General features: G+C 65.8%; 25 protein-coding genes. 9 read left to right on the plus strand and 16 right to left on the minus strand.

All coding sequences use genetic code 11. The annotated features are described in order from the left end of the window. Nucleotides 1-18 precede the first annotated feature (18 nt). The 5 genes from hflK (at nucleotide 19) to ASE82_RS00665 (ending at nucleotide 6,831) form a co-directional block, all read left to right on the plus strand. Nucleotides 19-1,152, plus strand: a complete 1,134-nt coding sequence (hflK, locus tag ASE82_RS00645) for a protease modulator HflK (RefSeq protein ID WP_056057565.1) — start codon at nucleotides 19-21, stop codon at nucleotides 1,150-1,152. Further along, nucleotides 1,149-2,015, plus strand: a complete 867-nt coding sequence (gene hflC / locus ASE82_RS00650) for a protease modulator HflC (protein WP_235518904.1) — start codon at nucleotides 1,149-1,151, stop codon at nucleotides 2,013-2,015. Before hflK ends, hflC begins: the two co-directional genes overlap by 4 nt. A 102-nt stretch (nucleotides 2,016-2,117) precedes the next feature. Continuing rightward, nucleotides 2,118-3,674 (plus strand): Do family serine endopeptidase, encoded by a 1,557-nt coding sequence (locus tag ASE82_RS00655; RefSeq protein ID WP_056057567.1) that lies wholly within the window; start codon nucleotides 2,118-2,120, stop codon nucleotides 3,672-3,674. Nucleotides 3,675-3,785: 111 nt separating this feature from the next. Continuing rightward, nucleotides 3,786-5,429, plus strand: a complete 1,644-nt coding sequence (locus ASE82_RS00660) for a helicase HerA-like domain-containing protein (protein WP_056057569.1) — start codon at nucleotides 3,786-3,788, stop codon at nucleotides 5,427-5,429. A gap of 172 nt (nucleotides 5,430-5,601) precedes the next feature. Next, nucleotides 5,602-6,831: a M20 metallopeptidase family protein gene (locus ASE82_RS00665; RefSeq protein ID WP_056057572.1), complete on the plus strand. Its 1,230-nt coding sequence runs from the start codon at nucleotides 5,602-5,604 to the stop codon at nucleotides 6,829-6,831. Nucleotides 6,832-6,961: 130 nt separating this feature from the next. Here the strand turns inward: ASE82_RS00665 and ASE82_RS00670 are convergent, their stop codons facing one another. From ASE82_RS00670 to ASE82_RS00680, 3 genes are all read right to left on the minus strand, one after another. After that, entirely contained in the window at nucleotides 6,962-8,074 is a 1,113-nt protein-coding gene (locus ASE82_RS00670; RefSeq protein ID WP_056059471.1) for a serine hydrolase, read from the minus strand. 118 nt (nucleotides 8,075-8,192) lie between these two features. Further along, nucleotides 8,193-9,770: an L-aspartate oxidase gene (gene nadB / locus ASE82_RS00675; RefSeq protein ID WP_056057575.1), complete on the minus strand. Its 1,578-nt coding sequence runs from the start codon at nucleotides 9,768-9,770 to the stop codon at nucleotides 8,193-8,195. Beyond that, entirely contained in the window at nucleotides 9,767-10,705 is a 939-nt protein-coding gene (locus ASE82_RS00680; RefSeq protein WP_056057578.1) for an ABC transporter ATP-binding protein, read from the minus strand. Before ASE82_RS00680 ends, nadB begins: the two co-directional genes overlap by 4 nt. Before the next feature lie 281 nt (nucleotides 10,706-10,986). Here ASE82_RS00680 and ASE82_RS00685 point away from each other — a divergent pair, with 281 nt between their 5' ends. Continuing rightward, on the plus strand, nucleotides 10,987-11,220 hold the full coding sequence (locus ASE82_RS00685) for a zinc-finger domain-containing protein (RefSeq protein WP_056057581.1): 234 nt from the start codon (nucleotides 10,987-10,989) through the stop codon (nucleotides 11,218-11,220). An 18-nt stretch (nucleotides 11,221-11,238) separates the two neighbouring features. Further along, complete coding sequence (gene tldD, locus ASE82_RS00690; RefSeq protein ID WP_056057583.1) at nucleotides 11,239-12,666, plus strand: metalloprotease TldD; 1,428 nt, start codon at nucleotides 11,239-11,241, stop codon at nucleotides 12,664-12,666. On the opposite strand, the gene ASE82_RS00695 is transcribed toward tldD, so the two are convergent. Together ASE82_RS00695 and ASE82_RS00700 are read right to left on the minus strand one after the other, a co-directional pair. Beyond that, nucleotides 12,663-12,959: a CcdB family protein gene (locus ASE82_RS00695; RefSeq protein ID WP_056057586.1), complete on the minus strand. Its 297-nt coding sequence runs from the start codon at nucleotides 12,957-12,959 to the stop codon at nucleotides 12,663-12,665. The two genes, tldD and ASE82_RS00695, sit on opposite strands and share 4 nt — an antisense overlap. Then, nucleotides 12,960-13,205: a type II toxin-antitoxin system CcdA family antitoxin gene (locus ASE82_RS00700; RefSeq protein WP_056057589.1), complete on the minus strand. Its 246-nt coding sequence runs from the start codon at nucleotides 13,203-13,205 to the stop codon at nucleotides 12,960-12,962. A 49-nt stretch (nucleotides 13,206-13,254) separates the two neighbouring features. On the opposite strand from ASE82_RS00700, the gene ASE82_RS00705 reads away from it, so the two are divergent. After that, nucleotides 13,255-13,815 (plus strand): pyridoxamine 5'-phosphate oxidase family protein, encoded by a 561-nt coding sequence (locus ASE82_RS00705; protein ID WP_056057592.1) that lies wholly within the window; start codon nucleotides 13,255-13,257, stop codon nucleotides 13,813-13,815. Continuing rightward, complete coding sequence (locus ASE82_RS00710) at nucleotides 13,812-14,009, plus strand: putative signal transducing protein (RefSeq protein WP_056057596.1); 198 nt, start codon at nucleotides 13,812-13,814, stop codon at nucleotides 14,007-14,009. Before ASE82_RS00705 ends, ASE82_RS00710 begins: the two co-directional genes overlap by 4 nt. A 213-nt stretch (nucleotides 14,010-14,222) precedes the next feature. Here ASE82_RS00710 and ASE82_RS00715 read toward each other — a convergent pair whose 3' ends face one another. The 11 genes from ASE82_RS00715 to tsaB all read right to left on the minus strand — a co-directional run bounded on the left by ASE82_RS00715 (nucleotide 14,223) and on the right by tsaB (nucleotide 23,042). After that, the gene (locus ASE82_RS00715; protein WP_056057599.1) at nucleotides 14,223-15,551 is read right to left on the minus strand and encodes a PQQ-dependent sugar dehydrogenase; all 1,329 of its coding nucleotides are present in this window, start codon (nucleotides 15,549-15,551) and stop codon (nucleotides 14,223-14,225) included. A gap of 79 nt (nucleotides 15,552-15,630) precedes the next feature. Continuing rightward, nucleotides 15,631-16,530, minus strand: coding sequence for a hemolysin family protein (locus ASE82_RS00720; protein WP_056057602.1), 900 nt, complete (start codon nucleotides 16,528-16,530; stop codon nucleotides 15,631-15,633). Between the two features lie 8 nt (nucleotides 16,531-16,538). Continuing rightward, nucleotides 16,539-17,048 (minus strand): rRNA maturation RNase YbeY, encoded by a 510-nt coding sequence (gene ybeY / locus ASE82_RS00725; protein WP_056057605.1) that lies wholly within the window; start codon nucleotides 17,046-17,048, stop codon nucleotides 16,539-16,541. A 9-nt stretch (nucleotides 17,049-17,057) separates the two neighbouring features. Continuing rightward, a complete protein-coding gene (locus tag ASE82_RS00730; protein ID WP_056057608.1) occupies nucleotides 17,058-17,453 on the minus strand; it encodes a type II toxin-antitoxin system VapC family toxin in 396 nt (131 codons plus the stop codon). Next, nucleotides 17,450-17,704 (minus strand): type II toxin-antitoxin system VapB family antitoxin, encoded by a 255-nt coding sequence (locus ASE82_RS00735; protein WP_056057611.1) that lies wholly within the window; start codon nucleotides 17,702-17,704, stop codon nucleotides 17,450-17,452. Before ASE82_RS00735 ends, ASE82_RS00730 begins: the two co-directional genes overlap by 4 nt. 50 nt (nucleotides 17,705-17,754) lie before the next feature. Continuing rightward, nucleotides 17,755-18,759, minus strand: a complete 1,005-nt coding sequence (locus ASE82_RS00740) for a PhoH family protein (protein ID WP_056057614.1) — start codon at nucleotides 18,757-18,759, stop codon at nucleotides 17,755-17,757. A gap of 355 nt (nucleotides 18,760-19,114) precedes the next feature. After that, nucleotides 19,115-20,431, minus strand: coding sequence for a tRNA (N6-isopentenyl adenosine(37)-C2)-methylthiotransferase MiaB (gene miaB, locus ASE82_RS00745; RefSeq protein WP_082440955.1), 1,317 nt, complete (start codon nucleotides 20,429-20,431; stop codon nucleotides 19,115-19,117). A 290-nt stretch (nucleotides 20,432-20,721) separates the two neighbouring features. Beyond that, on the minus strand, nucleotides 20,722-21,408 hold the full coding sequence (locus ASE82_RS00750; protein WP_235524314.1) for a lysophospholipid acyltransferase family protein: 687 nt from the start codon (nucleotides 21,406-21,408) through the stop codon (nucleotides 20,722-20,724). 31 nt (nucleotides 21,409-21,439) lie between these two features. Continuing rightward, the gene (locus ASE82_RS00755) at nucleotides 21,440-21,862 is read right to left on the minus strand and encodes a Fur family transcriptional regulator (RefSeq protein WP_056047123.1); all 423 of its coding nucleotides are present in this window, start codon (nucleotides 21,860-21,862) and stop codon (nucleotides 21,440-21,442) included. A 74-nt stretch (nucleotides 21,863-21,936) separates the two neighbouring features. Beyond that, nucleotides 21,937-22,425, minus strand: a complete 489-nt coding sequence (locus tag ASE82_RS00760; RefSeq protein WP_056057623.1) for a GNAT family N-acetyltransferase — start codon at nucleotides 22,423-22,425, stop codon at nucleotides 21,937-21,939. Beyond that, nucleotides 22,425-23,042 carry a tRNA (adenosine(37)-N6)-threonylcarbamoyltransferase complex dimerization subunit type 1 TsaB gene (gene tsaB / locus ASE82_RS00765; RefSeq protein WP_056057625.1) on the minus strand — a complete coding sequence of 206 codons (618 nt, stop codon included), beginning with the start codon at nucleotides 23,040-23,042 and terminating at the stop codon, nucleotides 22,425-22,427. Before tsaB ends, ASE82_RS00760 begins: the two co-directional genes overlap by 1 nt. Nucleotides 23,043-23,116: the final 74 nt, after the last annotated feature.

The raw sequence follows: 23,116 nt of genomic DNA on the forward strand, positions 1-23,116 counted from the left end.
ACACCTATAAAGGTTGGTATGACGATCTTCTCGCGCTGGTTCCGGCGCCCCGATATCCTCGCCACCGAAACACCGAAAGGCCCTTGGGGCGGCTCGGGCGACGACGGTAACAGCGGCCCGCGTAATCCCTGGGCGCAACCTCCAGGTGGCCGCAAGCCTGCCGCCAAGCCGACCGCGCTCGACGAGTTCCTGCGTAAAGCGCGCGGCTCGGGCGGCGGCGGTGGCGGCACGGGCGGCTTCGGCGGCCTGCCCTCGGGCGCTAACGCCCGCGCACTCTGGGCGATCGGCGTCGCGATCATCGCGGTCGTCTGGATCCTGTTCACCTCGGTCCACCAGATCGGTCCGCAGCAGCGCGGCGTCGTCACCTATTTCGGCAAATACGCCGGTACGCTCGATCCGGGCGTTCGCCTGACGATGCCCGCGCCGATCGCCGACGTGACGGTGGTCGACGTGCAGAAGATCCGTACCGACAATTTTCCCGTCGGTGACGGCGAGAACCTGACGCTGACGGGCGACCAGAACATCATCGACCTGGCGTATTCGGTCCGTTGGGACATCTCGGATCCTCGCGATTACGTGTTCCAGCTCGCCGAGCCGAACGACACCGTCCGCGCTGCTGCCGAGAGCGCGATGCGCGCGGTGGTCGCCACGACGACGCTAGACCAGGCGATCGGCACTGGCCGTACCGTCATCGAGCAGCGCGTCGCCGAACTTACGCAGCAGATTCTCAACGACTATAAGTCGGGTGTCCGCATCCAAGGCGTTGCGATCAAGCAGGCTGCCGCGCCTGCGCGGATCGTCGAGGACTTCAACGCGGTCACCGCCGCGCAGCAGGAGGCGATCGCCAACCTCAACCAGTCGCGCTCGTACGCGCAGCAGGTCGTGGCCCGCGCGCAGGGTGAGGCCGCGTCGTTCGACAAGGTGTACGAGCAGTACAAGCTCGCGCCTGAAGTGACGCGTCGCCGGATGTATTACGAGACAATGGAGGCGGTGCTCGCCAAGAGCGATAAGACGATCGTCGAGACGCCGGGCGGGGTGGTGCCGTATCTGCCGCTGTCCAACGCCAAGCGTCTGCCGAACCCGGAGGCTGTCCAGTCGACCCCAGCGCCAGCCGCGGCAGCGGCTGCCCCCCAGCCTGGAGCTGCCCAGTGAACGCCGTGAGTTTCCGCAACCCGATCGTCGCCGGCATCATCGCGCTGCTGCTGGTGATCCTCGCGGCATCGACCTTCGCGATCGTCCCCGAGACCAAGCAGGCGGTGATCCTGCGCTTCGGCCAGCCGATCCGCACCGTCAACGCATGGCAGCCCAATACGCCGTTCGGCCAGACCGGCGCGGGCTTGATCGCCCGCATCCCGTTCGTCGATCGGATCGTCTGGATCGATAAGCGCGTGCAGGATCTGGAGCTGGACAACACGCTGGTGCTGTCGACCGACCAGCTTCGGCTCGAGGTCGATGCCTATGCGCGTTACCGGATCGTCGATCCGCGCAAGATGCGCAATGCGGTCGGCAGCGAGGACCGGATCCCCGATCAGCTTCGTCCGATCCTCGGTTCGGCATTGCGTAACGAACTTGGCAAGCGGCGCTTCGTCGAACTGCTCAGCCCCGAGCGCTCGGAGTTGATGGACAACATTCAGAAGGGTCTCCAGCGCGTCGCCAGCCAGTACGGCGTCGAGATCGTTGACGTCCGTATCAAGCAGGCGAACCTCCCAGTCGGCCTGCCACTCGAAAGCGCGCTCAAGCGTATGTCGAGCGCGCGCCAGCAGGAGGCGATCACGATCCGCGCCGAAGGTCAGAAGCAGGCGCAGATCGTCCGTGCGCAGGCGGATGCGGATTCCGCGAAAATCTACGCCGAGAGCTTCGGCAAGGACGCCGATTTCTACGACTTCTACCGCGCGATGCAGTCGTATCGGCACACGTTTGGTGCCGACGGTGGCCCGGCACCGGAAGGATCGACCTCGATCATTCTGTCGCCGAACAACAGTTATCTGAGGGAATTCGAGGGCCGCGGGCGTTGAGCCTGCGGAACCTTTGAACCCCCGTTCATATTCAAGCATCATTCAGGACGGCGTCCCTACGGGGTACCTGTTTCGATTGATGAAACGAGAGGACAACATCTAGTGCGTTACGCCTACGCCATTACCAGTGCTCTTCTCCTCGGCGGTGCGACCGCGACGCTCGCGCTCCAGCCGAGCGGCGCGCAGGTCGCGCAGAACGAACCCGGCGCGATCCAAGCCGTCTCGCCAAAACCCGGCGCGCCGATGAGCTTCGCCGACATGGTCGCTCGGCTCCAGCCTGCGGTCGTCAACATCTCGACTAAGCAGACGATCGTCCAGAAGCAGCAGGCCAATCCGTTCGCGGGCACGCCGTTCGGCGACCTGTTCGGCGGCATGGGCGGCGGCGGCCAGGGTGGCGCGCCGGTGAAGCGCGAAGGCGCCTCGCTCGGCTCGGGCTTCCTGATCTCGCCGGACGGCTATGTCGTCACGAACAACCACGTGATCTCGCCAGGTGCGCAGGGTGCGACGGTCGATTCGATCACCGTGACGCTCAGCGACAAGAAGGAATATGTCGCCAAGGTCATCGGCAAGGATCAGGAATCCGATCTCGCGCTGCTGAAGATCGATGCGGCAAACCTGCCGTTCGTGAAGTTCGGCGATTCGAACGGCGCGCGCGTCGGCGACTGGGTCGTCGCGATCGGCGAGCCGTTCGGTCTCGGCGGCACCGTCACCGCGGGCATCGTTTCGGCGATCAACCGCGTCACCGGCCAAGGCGGCGCGTATGACCGCTTCATCCAGACCGACGCGTCGATCAACCAGGGCAATTCCGGCGGCCCGATGTTCGATCTCAACGGCAACGTGATCGGCGTGAACTCGCAGATCTTCAGCCAGTCGGGCGGCAACATCGGCATCGGCTTCGCGATCCCCGCGGCCGTAGCCAAGCCGATCATCGCTACCTTCATGAAGGGCGGTACGATCGAGCGCGGCTATATCGGCGTCCAGCTCCAGCCGGGCGGCACGATCAACGAGGATACCGCCGCGGCACTCGGCATCGCCAAGAACCAGGGTGAGCTGATCAACGACGTGACGGCCGGCGGCCCGGCGGCGAAGGCCGGCGTGCGCGCGGGCGACGTCGTGACCAAGGTGAACGGTCAGGCCGTGACGGTCGACCAGTCGCTGTCCTACCTCGTCTCGAACGTGAAGCCGGGTGCGACGGCTCGCCTCGACATCCTGCGCAACGGCAAGCCGGTAGTCGCCAATGTGGTCGTTGTGCCGCGTCCAAGTGCGGACAAGCTGGCGGCGGTGGTCGGCGGTGATGCCCAGGGCTTCGGCAGCGACGACGGCGATGACGGCGACGATTCGGCTACTCCCGCTGCACCGACCGCGGGCGCGGCGCTCGGCATCGGCGTGCAGCCGCTGACCCCGGCGATCGCGCAGGCGGTCGGCGTCGAGGCCAGCACGCAGGGCGTCGTCATCGCCGTGGTCGCGCAGACCAGCGATGCGTATGGCAAGCTCAAGCGCGGCGACGTCATCATCTCGGTCAACGGCACGCCCGTCCGCACCGCGGTCGACGTCCAGAACGCGGTCAATGTCGCCAAGGCAGCCGGTCGCCCTCAGGTCCTGTTGCAGGTCAAGCGCGGCCGCAGCCCGGCGACGTTCCTGCCGGTCAAGATCAAGTAATCCACGACCGACACGACTGACTTTCAAGGATCGTCGCTCCCCCGAGCGGCGGTCCTTTTTCTTTGCGGCGCGCGGGGTTAGGGTCGGCGCCGGATACAGAGGACGAGACCCATGACCGACGGCATCTTCATTGGCGCGAGCGTGGACGGCAAGCCGCGGACGCTCGAACTGAAGCGCGCCAACCGCCACGGCCTGATCGCGGGCGCGACCGGCACCGGCAAGACGGTGACGTTGCAGGGGATCATCGAGGGCTTCTCCGCGAACGGCGTGCCGTGCTTCGTCGCCGACGTTAAGGGCGACCTGTCGGGCCTGGCGATGGCTGGGTCGCCGACCACGAAGACGCACGCGACGTTTGCCGAGCGCGCCAAGGCGATCGGTGACGATAGCTGGGCCTATGCAGACAATCCGGTGCAGTTCTGGGACTTGTTCGGCGAACAGGGGCATCCGATCCGCACCACGATCAGCGAGATGGGGCCGCTGCTGCTGTCGCGGCTGATGGATCTGAACGAGGTCCAGGAAGGCGTACTGACGATCGCCTTCCACGTCGCCGACAAGGAAGGGCTGCTGCTGATAGACCTCGACGATCTCCAGGCGATGCTGACCGAATGCGCCGGCCGCGCGGACGAGTTGACGGTCACGTACGGCAACGTCTCGAAGCAGTCGATCGGCGCGATCCAGCGGTCGCTGCTCCAGTTGCGCACGCAGGGTGCGGAGAATTTCTTCGGTGAGCCGGCGCTTGAGATGAACGACTTCATCGGCGTCGACGACAAGGGGCGGGGGATCGTCAACATCCTCGCCGCGGACAAGCTGATGTCCTCGCCGAAACTGTATGCGACGTTCCTGCTGTGGCTGATGAGCGAACTGTTCGAGCACCTTCCCGAGGTCGGCGATCCCGACAAGCCGGTGCTGTGCTTCTTTTTCGACGAGGCGCATCTGCTGTTCGACGAAGCCCCGAAAGCGCTGTTGGAAAAGATCGAACAGGTCGTCCGCCTGATCCGCTCGAAGGGCGTCGGCGTGTATTTCATCACGCAGAACCCGATCGACATTCCCGACACGGTCGCGGGACAGCTTGGCAACCGGGTGCAGCATGCGCTGCGCGCGTTCACCCCGCGGGATCAGGCGGCGGTGCGCTCGGCGGCGGAGACGTTCCGGGCGAACCCGGGCGTCGACGTCGCGACGATCATTACCGAGTTGAAGGTCGGCGAGGCGCTGGTGTCGCTGCTTCAGGCGGATGGCGCGCCGACCCCGGTCGAACGCACGCTGATCAAGCCGCCCGCCTCGCGGGTTGGCCCGATCACGCTGGCCGAGCGCAAGGTGATGATCGAGACCGATGCGGTAGGCGCGAAATACGACACGCTCGTCGACCGCGAGTCGGCGGAGGAGTTGCTGGCGGCAAAGACGCTGGAGGCGAGCGCTGCTGCCGCCGAGGCGAAGGCGACGACCGAGGCGGAGAAGGCCGCGGCGGCGCAGGCGAAGCTTGATGCCAAGGCCGCGAAAGAAGCGGAACGCTCTCGCATTGCGGACCAACGCGAGGCGGACCGCCAGCAGCGCGAGGCTGACCGCGAGACGGCGAACTCGCCCTGGACGAATATGGCATCGTCGGCGACACGCGCGGCAAGTTCGTCGATCGGCCGGCAGGTGGCGAACGAGATCGGCAAGCAGGTGTTCGGGACGAAGTCGCGGCGGTCGTCGTCGAGCGGCGGTCTGGTCGGTACGGTGCTGCGCGGGGTTTTAGGCGGCCTCTTCCGGGGGTAGACTGCCCACATGATAAGGGGCCGAGCCGCCCCCAAACCAACATGCCACCCCGGCGAAGGCCGGGGCCCAATTGGGGAACGGAGGTAACGTCGGACGGCGCTCCGTTACATCGACCTTTCCAATTGGGCCCCGGCCTCCGCCGGGCTGGAAGCTAGTTTTCAAGGAGTCAGACATGTCCCTCGATTTCGAATCTGTCACCGACTGGACCGCCGTAGGCGAAGACAGTCTCGACGACGCGATCACACTCCGGCGCGCGATCCACGCCGATCCCGAGGTCGGGCTCCATTGCCCGCGCACCTCGGACAAGGTGAAGGCTGCGCTCGCCGGCCTCCCTCTGGAAATCCGCGAAGGCACCTCGACCACCGGCTTCGTCGCGATCCTCCGCGGCGGTCGCGCAGGCAATGCCGGCGGGAACGGTCGCACCGTGCTGCTGCGCGGCGACATGGACGCGCTGCCGATGCAGGAGGAAACCGGTCTGCCGTTCGCGTCGAAGATCGACGGCGCTATGCATGCTTGCGGGCATGACTCGCATACCGCGATGCTGGTCGGTGCGGCCAAGGCGTTGTGCGCACGGCGTGACGAACTGCCTGGCACGGTCGTCTTCATGTTCCAGCCGGGCGAGGAGGGGCATCACGGCGCGCGTCACATGATCGCCGACGGCCTGCTCGATGCGCCGCTGCCCGAGGCCGGGTTCGCGCTCCACATCTCGCCCAACATGCCGATGGGCCATGTCGTCAGCCGCGCGGGCACGCTGATGGCCTCGACCGACACGCTCCGCGCGACGATCACCGGCCGCGGCGGCCACGCGGCGATGCCGCACGACTGCCTCGATCCGTTGCCGATCGCCTGCGAGATCGTCACGGCGCTCCAGACTTATGTCGCTCGTCAGGTGGCGGTCACCGACCCCGCGGTGCTGTCGATCACCAAGCTCAACGCCGGCAGCGCGCACAACGTCATCCCGTCGACCGTCGAGATGCTCGGCACGATGCGGACGCTGTCGGAGCGGACGCGCGAGCAGGTCCGCGCGGCGTTCATCCGCATGGTCGAGGGCATCGCGGCCGCGCACGGCGCGGTCGGGACGCCGACGATCGAGGAAGGCTATCCGGTCACCGTCAACGACGAGCGCGCGACCGAGCTGATGAAGGCTTGCGCGACCGCGATCGGTGGCGAGGGCGCGTACCAGGTGATGCCGCCGATGATGGGCGCGGAGGATTTCTCGTACGTGCTGCAGAAGCTTCCCGGTGCGATGGCGTTCATCGGCGCGGCGCCCGAGGGTAGCGATCCGCGTACCAACCCGCCGCTCCACAACACGAAGATGACGATCGACGAACGCGTGATGGCGCACGGGATAGCGATGCACTGCGCGGTGGCGGAGCGGTTTCTGGCGAACGGGTTCGACTAAGAGCGCCTGTTGCTCCCCTCCCTGGAAGGGAGGGGCAAGGGGTGGGTCGGCGTCTGCAGATCCAGACGTTGATGGCTCGAACCGGCCGACCCACCCCCGACCCCTCCCTTTCAGGGAGGGGAGCAGAAGCTCAGTCTCTCGGCCGCGTTGTCTCGGCGTAGTTCGCCACCGCCGCCGCGGCCGCCTGGATCAATTTCTGGCGTTCGGGCATCGGTCGGATGGTATCGCCGATCATCACCGCGATCCCATATCGATGTCCATCGGGGGCGGTGAGGAGGCCGACGTCGTTGAAGCCGGCGTTGCGGCGGCCGAGGTCTTGGCCGGTGCCGGTCTTGTGCGCGATCTCCCAGCCGCCGGGCAGCGCCGCGCGCAAGCGAGCGCGGCCGGTTACCGAACGACCCATCGTGTCGAGCAGGATCTTGGTCGAGGTCTCCGACAACAGGTCGCCCTTCGCCAGCCGGGCAATCGCGTCCGCGATCGCGATCGGCGCGGCGCCGTCGGGTGGATTGCGGACATACGCGTTCAGCGCAGCCTCGCGCACCGCGGGCGACAGCCGGTTGCGCGCTGTCATGAAGCCACCATTGACCGCATAGGACGGCTGCCAGACCAGCCCCGCCGTGCCGCTTTGCAGCAGCCGCTCGCCCGGCCCGAACCGGATCGCGCCGAGTTGTTTGCGCGCGATCATCGACCGCACCGCGGATGGCCCACCGACACGCGTGAGCAACCGGTCGTTCGCCGTATTGTCGCTGTGCGTCAGCGCGCGCGTCAGCAATTCGCCGACCGTCGTCCGGTAGCCATCACCCTTGACCAGCATCGCGATCGGCTGGTGGAACAGCGTCAGATCCTGCGGCCGCACGACGATCGGTTCGTCGAGGCGGATCTTGCCCTGGTCGCGCAGGTCCATCACTGTCATCGCGACCCAGAGCTTGCTGACCGACTGCTGCGGCAGCAACTGACGACCGCCGGCCTCGACCGTCCAGCCATCGTCGACCGCGCGTATCGCAATGCCAGCCTTGCCCTGGAACCCGCTTTGCAATTCCGAGATCGCGTTGACGAGACCGGCGGGCGCGGGGCGCGGCGTACGGGGCAGGGGCGGCGGCACCGGGATCGACACGAACCCCTCGGACTGATGCACCGGCGATACGGCGGGCGGGGTCGGCCGCGACGCCGATCCGCATCCGGCGAGCGCCGTGCCGAACAGGGCGGTTGCCAGAAGACGCTTGAACGCACTCGCCGATGTCATGATGGATTGAACGCCCTGCACTGAAGCATCGATCCTTATCCGTTGATCGGCCACGCGAAACTGCGGCGGCACGTCGCTGCGACGAAGCGCGCCGACGATGCGCCGAGCCGCCGTCATGCTAGGGAACGAGAACCGTATCGACCGCCTCGGGCAGCGTCTCGGGGTAGTCGAGCGTGAAATGCAGTCCGCGGCTTTCGTGCCGGTGCAGCGCGGATCGCACGATCAGTTCGGCTGTCTGGAGCAGGTTGCGCAGTTCGATCAGGTCGGGCGTGACGCGGAAATGCTGATAATATTCGGCGACCTCGTCGTTGAGCAGTTCGATACGGTGCTTGGCGCGTTCGAGCCGCTTGGTCGTGCGGACGATGCCGACGTAATTCCACATGAATCGGCGTATTTCGGTCCACGTCTGCTTGATCACGACCTCTTCGTCGGAGTCTGTGACGCGGCTTTCGTCCCACGGGCGGATCGGCGGGGGCGGGGGCAGCGAGTCCCACGCGGCTGCGATGCTGTCCGCCGCCGCTTCGCCGAACACGAAGCATTCGAGCAGCGAATTTGACGCGAGCCGGTTGGCGCCGTGCAGGCCGGACTCGGTGCACTCGCCTGCCGCATACAGGCCGGGCAGATCGGTCTTGCCGTGTTCATCGATTACGATGCCGCCGCACGTGTAATGTTGCGCGGGGACGACCGGGATCGGCTGCGTCGTCATGTCGATGCCGAGGCCGAGCAGCTTCTCGTGGATGTTCGGGAAGTGATGGCGGATGAACTCGGCGGGCATGTGGCTGATGTCGAGATGGACGTAGTCGAGCCCGTAGCGCTTAATCTCGGCATCGATCGCCCGCGCGACGATATCGCGCGGGGCGAGCTCCATCCGCGCAGGATCGTAATAGGTCATGAAACGCTTGCCGGTCGACGGGTTGATCAACCGCCCGCCTTCGCCGCGGACCGCCTCGGTGATCAGGAAATTCTTGACCTCCAGATTGTAGAGGCAGGTCGGGTGGAACTGCATCATCTCCATGTTCGAGACGCGCGCCCCCGCGCGCCACGCCATCGCAATGCCGTCGCCGGTCGCACCGCGGGGGGCGGTCGAGAACAGGTACGTGCGGCCCGCGCCGCCGGTCGCGAGGATCGTCGCGCGCGCGGTGTAGAGAGCGACGCGTTCGGTCTTGCGGTCGACCGCGTAGACGCCCCAGACGTTCCCCGCGCCCGAATACCGCTCCTCATGGCGGCCGGTGGCAAGATCGATCGCGATCTGGTCGGGCACCAGCGTGATGTTCGGGTGTGCTTCGGCGGCTTTCTGCAACGCTTCCTGCACCGCCCAGCCGGTCGCGTCGGCGACGTGGACGATGCGGCGATGGCTGTGGCCGCCCTCACGCGTGAGGTGGAGCGCGTTGCCTTCGGTCTCGAAGGGGACACCGAGGTGGGTAAGTCGCTCAATCGCGGCTGGGGCACCCTCGACGACCATCTCGACGATCGCGCGGTCGTTGAGGCCGGCGCCGGCGACCATCGTGTCCTCGACATGGTTCTCGAACGTATCGCCGGGTTCGAGCACCGCGGCGATCCCGCCTTGCGCCCAGGCGGTCGACCCTTCGTTGAGCGCACCCTTCGCTAACACCGTGACCTTGAAGCGGTCGGCGAGGTTGAGCGCCGCGGTTAGACCTGCGGCGCCCGAGCCGACGATCAGGATGTCGCTCGTCATGCGTTGGCGGCGCGGGTCAGGCTGAGGAAGACGTCCTCGAGATCGGGTTCCTTGGTCGAGACGTCGACGATGCCGAAGCCGCTGCCTTGGATCGCGGCGAGGACTTCGCCGGCGTTCACGCGGTCCTTCTTGTAGGTGATCTCGAGCGTCCGCGTGCCCTTGAGCGCGATCTTCTGGAAGCAGGCGTTGGCGGGGATGTCGGTCACGTCGCGATCGACGGTGACGGCGACGATCTTCTCCTGCGCCTTGCCGACCAGTTCGCGCGTCGGTTCGTTCGCGATCAGCCGGCCGTTGTTGATGATCGCGATCCGGTCGCAGAGTTCTTCGGCTTCCTCGAGGTAATGCGTGGTGAGAACCACCGTGACGCCGGCCTGGTTGAGGCTGCGGACATAGGTCCAGAGCTGTTGGCGCAGTTCGATGTCGACGCCAGCGGTCGGCTCGTCGAGGACGAGGACGGGGGGCGAGTGGACCATCGCTTTCGCCACCATCAGGCGGCGCTTCATGCCGCCGGACAGCGTGCGGGCATAAGCGTGCGCCTTGTCGTCCAGATGGACCGCGCGGAGCAGTTCCATCGTGCGGCGCTTCGCCTTGGGCACGCCGTAGAGTCCGGCCTGGATCTCGAGCGTCTCGAATGGCGAGAAGAACGGGTCGAACAGGATCTCCTGGTTGACGATCCCGATCGATGCCTTGGCGTTGCGCGGGTGTTCGTCGATGTCGAACCCCCAGATCGCGGCGCTGCCGTCGGTTTTATTGACCAGCCCGGCGAGGATGTTGATCAGCGTGGACTTGCCTGCGCCGTTGGGGCCGAGCAATCCGAAGATCTGCCCACGCGGCACGTCGAACGTCACGTCGTCGAGCGCGCGCTTGGGCGGCGCCGTGCCGACGGGCGCGTAGGTCTTGCTAAGGTTCTTGATGGCGATCGCGGCTTCGGTCATGCCAGCGGCATAGCGGCGGCGGCAAGGCGGGTCATCCCCTGACGATCAAAGAAGATCGGTTCGCGCAGAGGCGCAGAGAGCGCGGAGGAGTTGTATCGAGCCTGTCGGTCGGGAGACGCCACTATCTGCTTTGCGGTGGGTGATATGAAAGGTCGCTTCGCGACAAGCGGGACATCTCCGCGCCCTCTGCGCCTCTGCGCGAACCCATTCTTCCTTCTATCTCGCCGGCGCGCGCGGAAGAAGCAATTGCCCGGCTCGCGCGCGCTTGCTATCGCGCCCTGATGCATCCGCCGCTCGAAACCACCCGCGTCACCCACGCCCGCGTCGCCTGCGATGGCGCCACCGACATTCCCGGCGGCGCAGCGCTCGGCCACCCGCGCGTCTGGTTGCAGATCGACGAGACCGGTTATGTCGATTGCGGTTACTGCGACCGCCGCTTCATCCTCGTTGGCGGTGTCGCCGATGGCGCGGACCAGGCGACTTTGCGCGATCACGGGGATGGCGCAGGGCGCTAAGCCTCTTATATCTATCGGATGACGATAGCAGCAGACCCCCGTTCGTTCCTCTACCGCGATACCCTGGACCCCGAACAGGCGCAGGCGCTGACCGCCAAGGCGCTCGGCAAGGCCGATGACGGCGAGCTGTATCTTCAGTACCGCAAGGCCGAGGCATTCGGGTTCGACGACGGCCGGCTGAAGACCGCCTCGTATGATACAAGCTCGGGCTTCGGCCTGCGCGCCGTATCGGGCGAGATGACAGCTTTCGCGCATTCGAACGAGATGACCCCCGCCGCGATCCGCCGCGCCGCCGAGACGATGGCGCTAATCGAACCGGGTGTCGCCGCGAAGGCCGGCCCGCCGCAGGGCACCAACCAGCGCCGCTACACCGCCGCCGATCCGCTCGACCTCGTGCCGTTCGCGGATAAGGTGAACCTGTGCCAGACAATCGACGCTGCGGCGCGCGCGCGTGATCCTCGCGTCGCGCAGGTCTCGGTCAGCTTGTCGGGAACGTGGTCGGTCGTCGAGATCGTCCGCGCGGATGGTTTCGTAGCGACCGACGTGCGGCCGTTGGTGCGGCTCAACGTATCGATCGTCGCCGAACAGAATGGTCGTCGCGAGACGGGCAGCTACGGGATCGGAGGACGTTATCTCTACAACGACCTGTTCGAACCCGCGACGTACAACTGTGCGATCGATGAGGCGTTGTCGCAGGCGCTGGTCAACCTCGACTCGATCGCGGCACCGGCAGGCGAGATGACCGTGTTGCTCGGCAATGGCTGGCCCGGGATCCTGTTGCACGAGGCGATCGGTCACGGGCTCGAGGGCGATTTCAACCGCAAGGGGACGTCGGCCTTTTCGGGTCGCATCGGCGAGCGCGTTGCGGCAGAGGGCGTCACCGTAGTCGACGACGGCTCGCTCCAAGATCGCCGCGGGTCGCTGACGATCGACGACGAAGGCACGCCGACACGCGAGACCGTGCTGATCGAGGACGGCATCCTCAAGGGCTATATGCAGGATCGCCTCAACGCGCGGCTGATGGGCGTCGAGGCGACCGGTAACGGCCGCCGCGAAAGTTATGCGCACGCACCGATGCCGCGGATGACCAACACCTTCATGAAGGCCGGTAACGACGATCCCGCCGAACTACTGAGCCGGGTGAAGAAGGGCATCTTCGCCAAAGCATTCGGCGGCGGGCAGGTCGACATCGTGTCCGGAAAATTCGTGTTCAGCTGCACCGAGGCGTATCTGATCGAGGACGGCAAGCTGGGCGCACCGATCAAGGGCGCGACGCTGATCGGCGACGGCCCAAGTTCGCTGACCAAGGTGCGTGGTATCGGCAACGACTTTGCGCTCGACGAGGGCATCGGGATCTGCGGCAAGGGCGGGCAGTCGGTACCGGCTGGCGTTGGGCAGCCGACGTTGCTGGTCGATGGGCTTACGGTCGGCGGGACGGCGGCTTAAAGTCCGCCGATGACCATGTCGATTGCGGCCTTCAGATCATATTCGTAGTCGAGAAGCGAACCGATCTTTTCACCGAGTTGTCGGCTGTCGACGGCGCGTAGAAACTGGACAGCGACCCGATATTCCGTCTGATGCACCGTCACGAGTGGGTTGAGCCTCGACTGCGAAACCGACGGTTCGTCAGGCTGGCGTAATGGGGCAACGACCCGCGAGCGTAAGTCGCTTAAAAGATCGCTCTGGCAATTCACGACAAGCCCGTGACCGTCGATCGAATGGACGTCGAATTGCGCCATTTAGAGCGGCTCGAGGCCGGAAAGCGGAATTCCGTTCTCGTCGATCCATCGATTCTGCGCTTCGATCCATTGTCGATTCTCCTCCCTCCACCGCCGTTCGCGCTCGGTCTTGATTGCGCCGCGGAGTGCGGCTTCCGTGACGCGCGACAGGTTGACGCCCGCTTCCTTGGCAGCGGCGACAATGCCGGTATCAACGGACATATTTACCGATTTGCGCTTGCCGGTAGCGATAGGATCATGTTTCATGCGCACAAAGTATGCGCGTTGACGACGCGCGTCAATTCGGAGCCGAACGATGGACTTCTTCCCCGCGCTCACCGACGATCATCGCAGGTTCGTTGCCCGGCAGCCGGTATTTTTCGTCGCAACGGCCGCGGAAGGTGCGCGGATCAATCTCAGTCCCAAGGGCATGGACAGCTTTCGCGTACTCGATCCAAAGACGGTCGCGTATCTCGACCTCGGCGGGTCGGGGAACGAGACAAACGCACATCTGGGCGCGGACGGGCGCATCACGATCATGTTCTGCGCGTTCGACCAGCCCGCGCTGATCTTCCGCATCTATGGTAAGGGGCGTGCGGTGTTGCCGCAGGATGATGGCTGGGCTGACCTCTACGCGCAGTTCACGCCGTTGCCGGGCACGCGGCAGATCTTCGTGATCGATGTCGACGAGGTGCAGACGAGTTGTGGTTGGGGCGTGCCGTTCATGACGCTGGACCGTGAGCGGCAGACCTTGTCAAAATATTACGCCAGGCAGACTGACGCCGAGCGGATCGAGGAACTGGCGGGGCCGACGGCGAGCATCGACGGGTTACCGGTTCGGCTCGGCACAGTCTTGCCGGACCGCGTCGGCGCATGAGCTTGGTAGAACTGGGGCGGTACGGGCGCAACGAGGCGCACATCATCGTCGGGCGGCTGGAGAGTGAAGGCATCCCCGCGATCGCGTTCGATGGCGGGATGTCGATCATGGAGGGGAGCTGGCTGCTGATCCCGGTTCGCGTGATGGTCGACGAGGATGATCTCGACGAGGCTCGGGGGATTTTGGCGGGGTGAGCGGGTGCGTTAGGCGCTGATAGAAAGCCACCTGCCTAACCCCCGGATCGTCATTCCCGCGCAGGCGGGAACCCATACTGGCCAAGCTGGCGCGTCAATCGATAGCCCTTGAGCATATAGGTCCCGGCCTCCGCGGGGATGACGGCAAGTTGGGACCGCCGCGCCAATTACCAACGTATCGGAGGGCGGAGTCTCGGCCGCCCTCCGCCGAGATCAGCCCCCCGCGGTGACCCGCCAGATCGCGTTGCCGACGTCGTCCGCGACCAGCAGGCCACCGGTCTTGTCGGTGATGACGCCGACCGGGCGACCCTGCGCGTCGCCGTCCTTGTCTAGGAAACCGCCGAGCACATCGACCGGCTTCGCGTTCGCAGCCGGGAAGCCGGTGTCGCCGAAGGGCACGTAGACGACCTTGTAGCCCGAGACCGGCTTGCGGTTCCACGAGCCGTGCTCGCCGACGAACGCGCCGTTGGCGAACTTCGCGCCTAGCTTTGCATCCGCGGAGAAGGTCAGGCCGAGCGCGGCGACGTGCGGTCCGAGCGCATAGTCGGGGCGCTTGGCATATTGCTGGAGCGCGGGGTTCTTCGGTTCGACGCGGGTGTCGGGATAGCCGCCCCAATAATACCAGGGCCAGCCGAAATTGTCGCCAAACTCGACCTGCGTCAGGTAATCCGGCGCGAGGTCGGAGCCGAGCATGTCGCGCTCGTTGACGACGGTCCACAGTCCGCCCGACTTGGGGTTGATCGCCATGCCGTTGGGGTTGCGCAGGCCGGCGGCGTAGATCCGCCAGTTCTTGTCCTTGGGCCAGACCTGCAGGATGTTGGCGCGGTATTTCTCCGCGTCCATGCCGTTCTCGGCGATATTGGTCGAGGAGCCGACGCCGACATAGAGCGTCTTGCCGTCGGCCGCGGCGATCACGTTGCGCGCCCAGTGGTTGCCGCCGGGGTTGAGCTTGATGACGAGCTCGGGCTTGGCGGTGATCTTCGTCGCGCCGTCGGTGTACGGCACGCGGACCAGCGCGTCGGTGTTGCCGATATACAGCTGACCGTCGAGCAGCGTCATGCCGAACGGCGAGTTGAGACCGGTCATGAAAACCGACTTCGTTTCCGCCACGCCGTCGCCGTTCGCGTCGCGAAGCAGCGTTATGCGGTTCGCGGACGGCACGCCGGCGCCGGCGCGGCCCATCAGAACCTTCATCACCCAGCCGGTGATCCCGCCGCCTTCGCGCGGGGGCGAATTCGTCTCCGCGACCAGCACGTCGCCATTAGGGAGGCGGTACATCCAGCGCGGATGGTCGAGCCCGGTCGCGAACGGCTGGATCTTGAGGCCCGCGGCAGGCGTCGGCATCGCGCCGTTCTGCCAACCGACGACCTTTGCGACCTTGACGGTCGGGATCGTCTGGATGCGGGGATCGGTGATCTTGGGCAGCTTGCCGGCGACCTGGTCGACCGACAATTCCGCCGTGTCGGGCCAGGCGAGATAGGTGACGCCCGCGGCGATCACGAGCAGGATCAACCCAAGGACGATGAGGATATGTTTGCGCATGGAGGGAAGTTAGAACGGAGGCAGGGCCGGGGCAATGGATCATGGGCAAAAGGCCCTTCGATCCATTGCAGACGCAGCATCAGTCGTCGTCCTCAACCGGCACCACCGGCGGATGGAGGCGCAGGCGATTGATCCGCCGCTCGTCGGCGTCGATGATTTCGAGCTTCCAGCCACTTGGATGATCGACGCATTCGCCGATTTGCGGGACATGCCCCGCCAGAAGCGCCGCCAAGCCGCCCAGCGTGTCGATATCGCCGTCGACCTCCGCCAGACGCGGATCGATCAGTTCCGCGGCGTCCTCCAGCTCGGCGCGCGCGTCCGCATCCCACGCACCGCCTTCGATCGGCGTCATCAGTACCTGGGGTGCCTCGTCATGCTCGTCCTCGACCTCGCCGACGATCTCCTCGATCAAGTCTTCGAACGTCACGAGGCCTTCGGTGCCCGAATATTCGTCGAGCACGATCGTCAGGTGGACGTGCTTCTGCCGCATGTCCGCGAGGAGATCGAGCGCACCGCGCGACATCGGCGCGTAGAGCGGTTCGCGGATCAGCCCGGCGATCGAGGTCGGATGCTCGGCGCCGGTCGCGAGGATGTTGAAGACGTCCTTGATGTGGACCATGCCGATGATCGTATCGAGGTTGTCGCGGTACACCGGCAGGCGGCTATGGCCCGCTTCGGCGAACAGCTTGACGAGGTCGGCGAACGGCGTGTCCTCCTCGACCGCGATGATGTCCGCGCGCGGCACGCCGACGTCGCCGGCATCGCGCTCGCTGAAGTGGAGCAGGTTGCGGACCATCTGGCGCTCGAGCGGGGTGAGATCGCCCTTCGCATCGGGGCCGGGATCGCCCTCATGCCGGTCGATCGCATCCTCGAGCTGGTCGCGGAGGGATTCGTCTTGAGCACCGAAGATCAGGCCCTTGAGCCCGCGCCAGATACTGTCGCTACTATCGCCGTTACCGGCATTGGGGCCATCGGCCATCGTGGTCGTCAGTCCTCTGTTATCAGATAGGGGTCGTGGAGGCCCAAGGCGGCGAGCGCGGCGCGTTCGATCTGCTCCATGCCCTCGGCCTCGTCGTCGTCGATATGGTCATAGCCTAGCAGATGCAGCGTGCCGTGCACCATCAGATGCATCGCATGATCCTCGACCGAGATACCGCGCTCGGCCGCTTCCGCGACGCAGACGCCGTGCGCGAGAATGATGTCGCCAAGCAGGACTTCGCCATCGTCCGAATTCTGGCTGACCGTGTCGAGCAGGTCGGGCTGGACCATCGGGAAGGACAGGACGTTGGTCGGCTTGTCCTTCTGGCGGTACTGCTTGTTAAGGGTGTGAACCTCGTCGTCCGACGCGAGGCGGATCGAGATTTCGACGGTAGCTGCGCTCGTCAGCAGTTCGCCGTGCGGGGTCCGCTCGATCGCCGCGGTTGCTGCGCGCAGGGCGAGCGCGTCCCAATCCTGCTCGGGCCAGGGGGCGTCGGAAGAGAGCGCGATTTCGAGCATGCAGGTCCTTCAGGCGAGATCGGTCAGGGCGAAATCATTACCCTTGTAGAGAAGTTCCGCACCATGGGTTTTCGCGCAGGCATAGGCGAAACAATCGCCCATATTGAGCTTCGCGGGGTGGTTCCCTTTGCCATAGCGTTCATGCGCCATGATGGCCTCCCGGGTCTCGCTCTCGCCGATCGCAACGAGGCGGAGTGCAAAGTCGACTATGAACGTCTCGACTTCAGCATGCGCGACGGCAACGCCGACTTTGCGCTTGCGTGCCACGGCGCGGACCGTTTCCCATATCGACATCGCCGAGCACAATACCGCTTCAGCCTGACCGTACCGCTTCTCGAGGGAGAAGGCTTCAGGCTCGCCCGTCATGATCGCGACCATTGCGGAGGCGTCCATGAACGCGATCAATCGTCATCCTCGTCGTTGAGGGAATCGTAGAATGCCTTGTCCGCTTCCAACCCCGTCGGTTCGCCCAGCGGATGAGCCGCGCGCCAAGCTGCGAACCGGTCATGGATACTCGTGCGCTTTTCCGTCTCGAGCATACGCTTGCGGTGCAGGAGAGCGTCGTGGACGGCGGCTGTCTTGCTGGTGCCGAGCAGGCCAGCAACCTCACGCGCGAGATCGGCGGTATCGGCGTTCTTGATATAGAGCGATGCCATCGTTCGACTCCGGGGATATCCTGAAGATATACTTCAGGATATCCCGAGCATCAACCATCGGTTCCTTCATAGGCCTCGACCACGCGGCCGACGATCGGGTGGCGGACGACGTCGCCGACGGTGAAGCGGCACATCGAGATGCTCTCGACACCTTCCAGCCGCCGGACCGCATCCGCCAGGCCGGACGCCGCGACGCCGCCGGGAATGTCGACCTGCTTCGGATCGCCGCAGATCACCATGCGACTGTTCTGGCCGAAGCGGGTGAGGAACATCTTCATTTGTGCGGGCGTGGTGTTCTGCGCTTCGTCGAGGATGACGAAAGCATCGGCGAGCGTGCGACCGCGCATGAAGGCGATCGGGGCGACCTCGATTTCGCCCGATGCGATTCGGCGTTCGACCTGTTCCGCGGGGAGGCAGTCGTAGAGTGCGTCGTAGAGCGGGCGGAGGTACGGATCGACCTTTTCCTTCATGTCGCCGGGGAGGAAGCCGAGGCGTTCACCGGCTTCGACTGCGGGACGCGACAGGATGAGGCGCTGGACGCTGCCGTTGATGAGCTGCTGCACGGCTTGCGCGACCGCGACATAGGTCTTGCCCGTACCTGCCGGCCCGAGCGCGAAGATCATGTCGTTGTTGGCGAGCTCGCGCATGTAATGCGCCTGCGCCGGCGTGCGCGGGACGATCGTCTTTTTTCGGGTGCGGATCATGATCGGCGGGGCACCGCCGCCACCGGCATCGGCGCGGATGATGCCTTCGAGAACGGGTTCGTCCGCCATCGCGATCGACGCGTCGACCAAGCCCGCGTCGACGTCCTCGCCGCGCTGGATGCGGGCGTAGAGATCGTGGAGCACGTCACGCGCCTTGGCGACCTGTTCGGCGGTGCCCTCCAGGCCGATCTTATTCCCTCGTGCGGTGATGTAGACGCCGAGGCGATTTTCGAGCGCTACCAGGTTCTGGTCGTACTGGCCGAAGAGCCGGACGAGCAATTGGGGCTTGTCGAACAGCAGCTCGACTCGGGCGCGGTCACCGGACTGGGCGGGAACGGGTTTACGGCTCATACGGTCCTTTCAGGGTGTCAAAGGTTACGCCTGGAAGCGTCGAACCGTAACCTTTGAAAGGAAGATGAGCACGCCAAGCGACGCGTTCAAGCCGCGCCGGGGCGCTGGCCGAGAGACGATTCGAGTCGCGTGGGCGAAGCTGCATCGGGGGCGAGTGTGACAGGCGATCCGTAGGTAGGACAGCGAAATCGCGGGGGGGGGGGGGGGACGCCGTTGCGATCCTCCCCCGCAAGGGGGAGGTGGCGCCGAAGGTGTCGGAGGGGGAGGACACGGATCCATGCGTTGGCGCTTGCCTCCCCCTCCGTCAGGCAAGCGCCTGCCACCTCCCCCTTGCGGGGGAGGATCAGATTGGGGCTCAGGCTGCTTCTGCGATCCGTTCGATCCCGGTGAGGGAGTTCGGGCCGGCCGCCGCCAGCGTGACTTCCACCAAGTCGCCGATCGCGTGGTCGCCGATCAGGTGGACCGATTGCAGCCAGGGGGACTTGCCGATCAATTGGCCGGGGAGCTTGCCGGCGCGTTCGAGCAACACAGAGCAGGTTCGGCCGACGGTGGCGGCGTTGAAGGCGTGCTGGTCGCGGTTGAGCGCGGCCTGGAGGCGCTGGAGGCGTTCGTCCATGACCGATTCTGGTACTTGCTCGACGATCGACGCGGCGGGGGTGCCGGGGCGGGGGCTGTATTTGAAGCTGTAGGCCTGCGCGTAGCCTACCGCGTCGACGAGGCTGAGCGTGTCCTCGAACTCGGCGTCGGTCTCGCCAGGGAAGCCGACGATGAAGTCGCCCGAGAGTGCGATGTCGGGGCGGACTTCGCGGACGCGGTCGAGCAGGCGGAGGTAGGAATCGCGGGTGTGGCTGCGGTTCATCGCCTTCAAGACGCGATCGCTGCCGGCCTGCACGGGGAGGTGGAGGAACGGCATCAGGCTCTCGATGTCGCGGTGCGCGTCGATCAGGCCTTGGGTCATGTCGTTGGGGTGGCTGGTGGTGTAGCGGATGCGCGCGAGGCCGGGGATGCGGTCGAGATCGCGGATCAGGTCGTGCAGACCGCGCTCGTTTTCGCTCCACGCGTTGACGTTCTGGCCGAGCAGCGTGATCTCGCGCGCGCCGGCGTCGACCAGCGCCTTGGCTTCGTCCACGATCGCCGCGAACGGGCGGCTGATTTCCGCACCGCGAGTGTAGGGGACGACGCAGTAGGTGCAGAATTTGTCGCAGCCTTCCTGCACGGTGAGGAACGCCGAGGGGGCGACCTTCCGACGCGAGGGGAGCGCGCCGAACTTCGACAGCAGCGGCATATCGGTGTCGAGCGACGGCGTACCGGCGGCGGCCTTCGCGACGAGATCGGGGAGGTTGTGATAGGCTTGCGGGCCTACGACGATATCGACCTTGGCTCGGGTGAAGATTTCCTCGCCCTCGGCTTGTGCGACGCAGCCGGCGACCGCGATCATGGGCGTCTTGCCGGACTTGCGGCGCTGGTCCTTCCGCAGGCGGCCGATGTCCGAATAGACCTTTTCGGTGGCGCGTTCGCGGATGTGGCAGGTGTTCAGGACGACTACGTCGGCGTCGACTGCGTCGGCTTGCGTGAGGCCCTGGGCGGCCATGAGTTCGGCCATGCGCTCGCCGTCGTAGACGTTCATCTGGCAGCCGAAGGATTTTACGTGGAAGGTTTTGGGAGGGGACATAGCCGCGTCCTACCAAATTTCCGCGCGCGGGGGGAGGGGGCGTTGCTCCTGCCTGTCACACGGCGCCAACCATGGAAAGGGGCGCCACCCCGGCGGAGGCCGGGGCCCAGTTGGGGGACGTTGCTGACTAAAGTCTGCCGTCCGTTACAGCGACCTTTCCAACTGGGCCCCGGCCTTCGCCGGGGTGGTGTTCTTCTGTCGGGAAGCGGTCGCGCTTCCTTGTTCTCCCGCGAAGGCGGGAGTCCAGTCTGGGTCCCCGCCTTCGCGGGGAAACATTCTTTGGCCGTGGCTTACAGCGCTTCCATGCGGCGGCGGGCTTCGGCGGCTATGGCTTTTCGGTCGCCGTATTCTGCCGGGTCGAACGGTTCGGCGAAGTTCAGTGTGGCGACGAATGTGCCCCGACGCTTGAGCACGCGGGCGGCGTGGTGTTGGCCGGGCTCTTCGCCGACCCAGGCGAGTTCGTCGGTGGCCGCGCCATAATCGATGCGGACGGGTTGCACGTGGACGCTGGGTGGGGGCGGGTCGAGGGCTGCCAGCAACGCGGCCTTGAAGGGAAGGAGCGTGGTGCCATCTCCGGTCGTGCCCTCGGGGAAGAGGGTCACCGGCCAGTCTGCCGCCAACGCGTCGCGGATCTGGGCGATCTGGGCGGTTACGGCCATGCGGTCGGCGCGGCTCACGAAGATGGTGTGGTTTAGCGTGCAGAGCCAGCCGACCAGCGGTGCGCTGCGGAGTTCCGATTTCGCCACGAACGCAGTGCCGGTGGCACCGGACAGAAGCAGGATGTCGATCCAGCTCAGGTGGTTCGAGACGAAGACGACGTCGTGGCGTAACGGGGTGCCGGCGACGTGCGCCCTGGCGCCGACGATACGCGCGACCAATCCGAGAAAGCGGGGCGGCCATGGCGACTTCCGCCCGAACAGCCGCCACGTCCCGTGCACCGCCAGCGCGAGAATCAGCGCCAGCAACAGCGCCGCCAACCGCGCGCCAAGGCGGATCCGGCCGATCGCGTCAGTCCTTGCGAGTAAGTGCGACGCCGTAGAGTTCCATGCGGTGATCGACCAAGCGGAAGCCGAGCTTCTCCGCGATCGCCTTCTGCAACTGCTCGAGTTCGGGATCGACGAATTCGATCACCTTGCCGCTCTCGACGTCGATCAGGTGATCGTGATGCGCTTCGGGCGCAGGCTCGTAGCGCGCGCGGCCGTCGCCGAAATCGTGGCGGTCGAGGATGCCGGCTTCTTCGAACAGGCGGACGGTGCGGTAGACCGTCGCGATCGAGATGCCGGGGTCGATCTGCGACGCGCGCTCGTAGACCTTCTCGACGTCGGGATGGTCGTCAGCCTCGGACAGCACGCGCGCGATGACGCGGCGCTGCTCGGTGATGCGCAGGCCCTTCTCGTTGCAGAGTGCTTCCAGATCGATTTTGCGCGGCATGTGTCGTTCCCTCGTTGAGTGCCATGTAGGGCCTCCGCGCTGTTGCGAAAAGGGATAGTGACTCGCAATAAGCCTTAGCTGTTGATATCTTTCGAATATGTATGTGCGTCGTAGGCGACACCGGTCTTGCCGCGGTAATACGCGCGGCGTTCGCCGACCTTGGTGAAGCCGTGCGCGTCGTACATCTTGACCGCGTCGTTGCCCGCCCGGACCTCGAGATGGAGCTTTGCGATGCTACCGACCGAGCAATCGGCGATCGCCGCGCGGATGAGCGCCGTGCCGACGCCGCGGCGTCGATGGTCGGGGGCGACCGCGATCAGGAGGAGTTCGGCTTCGTCGGCGACTGACCGGGTCATCGTGAAACCGGCGGGGAAATCGTCGACGAACGCGAGCGTGAGGTGGACGCCGGTCAGCGCGAGCACGCCGAGGCACTGGCTGCGCGTCCAGGCCTCACCGTAGCTCGGGTCGAACGCGTCGGTCATCAACGCGTCGACGATCGCGAGATCGCGCGCGTCGCCGGTGCGGAGCGTGACGGTGCGCGTGGCGGCCTGGCGGGTGGCCATTATCTCGGGACCGACGGCTTGGCGTCGGGCGCGCGGCCGTAGATCGGACTTGGCGGGAGCGCAGTTAGTTCCGAGGGGAGCAGGATCGCGGAGGCTGCGTCGGGAAGCGCTTCGGTGAGGTCCAAGCCGTCGTCGAGTGCGGCGAGCCAGCGGATGCCGTTGCCGACTGCGCGCCGCCCTGCCAGCGCGGCGAGCGCGGCGTCGGGCTTCAGCGATACCATGTCGGATCGCGGCGACAGATCGGCGGAGAAGGCTTGCATGAAGACCTCGCCATGCCCGCCTTCCATGATCACCGCAATATCGTGGGTTGGTCGCGCGGCGAAACCGGCAGCGGCGATAAGCGGGAGAGAGGAAAATCCTGCGATTTCCACGCCCCAGCCGAGCGCGAGGCCACGCGCGGCGGCGATGCCTACGCGGACGCCCGTGAAGCTGCCGGGGCCGCAATCGACGATGATGCGGTCGGCTCGGCCACCGTTAGGGAGTTCGGCGATCATTGGGATGAGGCGCTCGGCGTGGCCGCGGCCGACGACTTCGTGCGCGCGGGCGATGACGGCGCCGTCTTTGATGAGGGCGACCGAGCAGGCGGTGGTGGATGTTTCGATGACTAAAGTGCGCACGTCTTATTCCCTCTCCCCCTCGGGGAGAGGGCTAGGGTGAGGGGCAGCCAAGCAGTGCGTCGCCTGGAACAGCC

This window comes from Sphingomonas sp. Leaf230 (assembly GCF_001421745.1).
In the GTDB taxonomy this organism is placed as follows: Bacteria; Pseudomonadota; Alphaproteobacteria; order Sphingomonadales; family Sphingomonadaceae; genus Sphingomonas.

Excerpts from the sequence above, each read along its gene's own strand:
- hflK (WP_056057565.1), top strand. The coding sequence starts at position 19 with ATGACGATCTTCTCGCGCTGGTTCCGGCGCCCCGATATCCTCGCCACC.
- ASE82_RS00660 (WP_056057569.1), top strand. The coding sequence starts at position 3,786 with ATGACCGACGGCATCTTCATTGGCGCGAGCGTGGACGGCAAGCCGCGG.
- ASE82_RS00665 (WP_056057572.1), top strand. The coding sequence starts at position 5,602 with ATGTCCCTCGATTTCGAATCTGTCACCGACTGGACCGCCGTAGGCGAA.
- ASE82_RS00670 (WP_056059471.1), bottom strand. The coding sequence starts at position 8,074 with ATGACATCGGCGAGTGCGTTCAAGCGTCTTCTGGCAACCGCCCTGTTC.
- nadB (WP_056057575.1), bottom strand. The coding sequence starts at position 9,770 with ATGACGAGCGACATCCTGATCGTCGGCTCGGGCGCCGCAGGTCTAACC.
- ASE82_RS00680 (WP_056057578.1), bottom strand. The coding sequence starts at position 10,705 with ATGACCGAAGCCGCGATCGCCATCAAGAACCTTAGCAAGACCTACGCG.
- ASE82_RS00685 (WP_056057581.1), top strand. The coding sequence starts at position 10,987 with ATGCATCCGCCGCTCGAAACCACCCGCGTCACCCACGCCCGCGTCGCC.
- tldD (WP_056057583.1), top strand. The coding sequence starts at position 11,239 with ATGACGATAGCAGCAGACCCCCGTTCGTTCCTCTACCGCGATACCCTG.
- ASE82_RS00695 (WP_056057586.1), bottom strand. The coding sequence starts at position 12,959 with ATGGCGCAATTCGACGTCCATTCGATCGACGGTCACGGGCTTGTCGTG.
- ASE82_RS00700 (WP_056057589.1), bottom strand. The coding sequence starts at position 13,205 with ATGAAACATGATCCTATCGCTACCGGCAAGCGCAAATCGGTAAATATG.
- ASE82_RS00705 (WP_056057592.1), top strand. The coding sequence starts at position 13,255 with ATGGACTTCTTCCCCGCGCTCACCGACGATCATCGCAGGTTCGTTGCC.
- ASE82_RS00710 (WP_056057596.1), top strand. The coding sequence starts at position 13,812 with ATGAGCTTGGTAGAACTGGGGCGGTACGGGCGCAACGAGGCGCACATC.
- ASE82_RS00715 (WP_056057599.1), bottom strand. The coding sequence starts at position 15,551 with ATGCGCAAACATATCCTCATCGTCCTTGGGTTGATCCTGCTCGTGATC.
- ASE82_RS00720 (WP_056057602.1), bottom strand. The coding sequence starts at position 16,530 with ATGGCCGATGGCCCCAATGCCGGTAACGGCGATAGTAGCGACAGTATC.
- ybeY (WP_056057605.1), bottom strand. The coding sequence starts at position 17,048 with ATGCTCGAAATCGCGCTCTCTTCCGACGCCCCCTGGCCCGAGCAGGAT.
- ASE82_RS00735 (WP_056057611.1), bottom strand. The coding sequence starts at position 17,704 with ATGGCATCGCTCTATATCAAGAACGCCGATACCGCCGATCTCGCGCGT.
- ASE82_RS00740 (WP_056057614.1), bottom strand. The coding sequence starts at position 18,759 with ATGAGCCGTAAACCCGTTCCCGCCCAGTCCGGTGACCGCGCCCGAGTC.
- miaB (WP_082440955.1), bottom strand. The coding sequence starts at position 20,431 with ATGTCCCCTCCCAAAACCTTCCACGTAAAATCCTTCGGCTGCCAGATG.
- ASE82_RS00755 (WP_056047123.1), bottom strand. The coding sequence starts at position 21,862 with ATGCCGCGCAAAATCGATCTGGAAGCACTCTGCAACGAGAAGGGCCTG.
- ASE82_RS00760 (WP_056057623.1), bottom strand. The coding sequence starts at position 22,425 with ATGGCCACCCGCCAGGCCGCCACGCGCACCGTCACGCTCCGCACCGGC.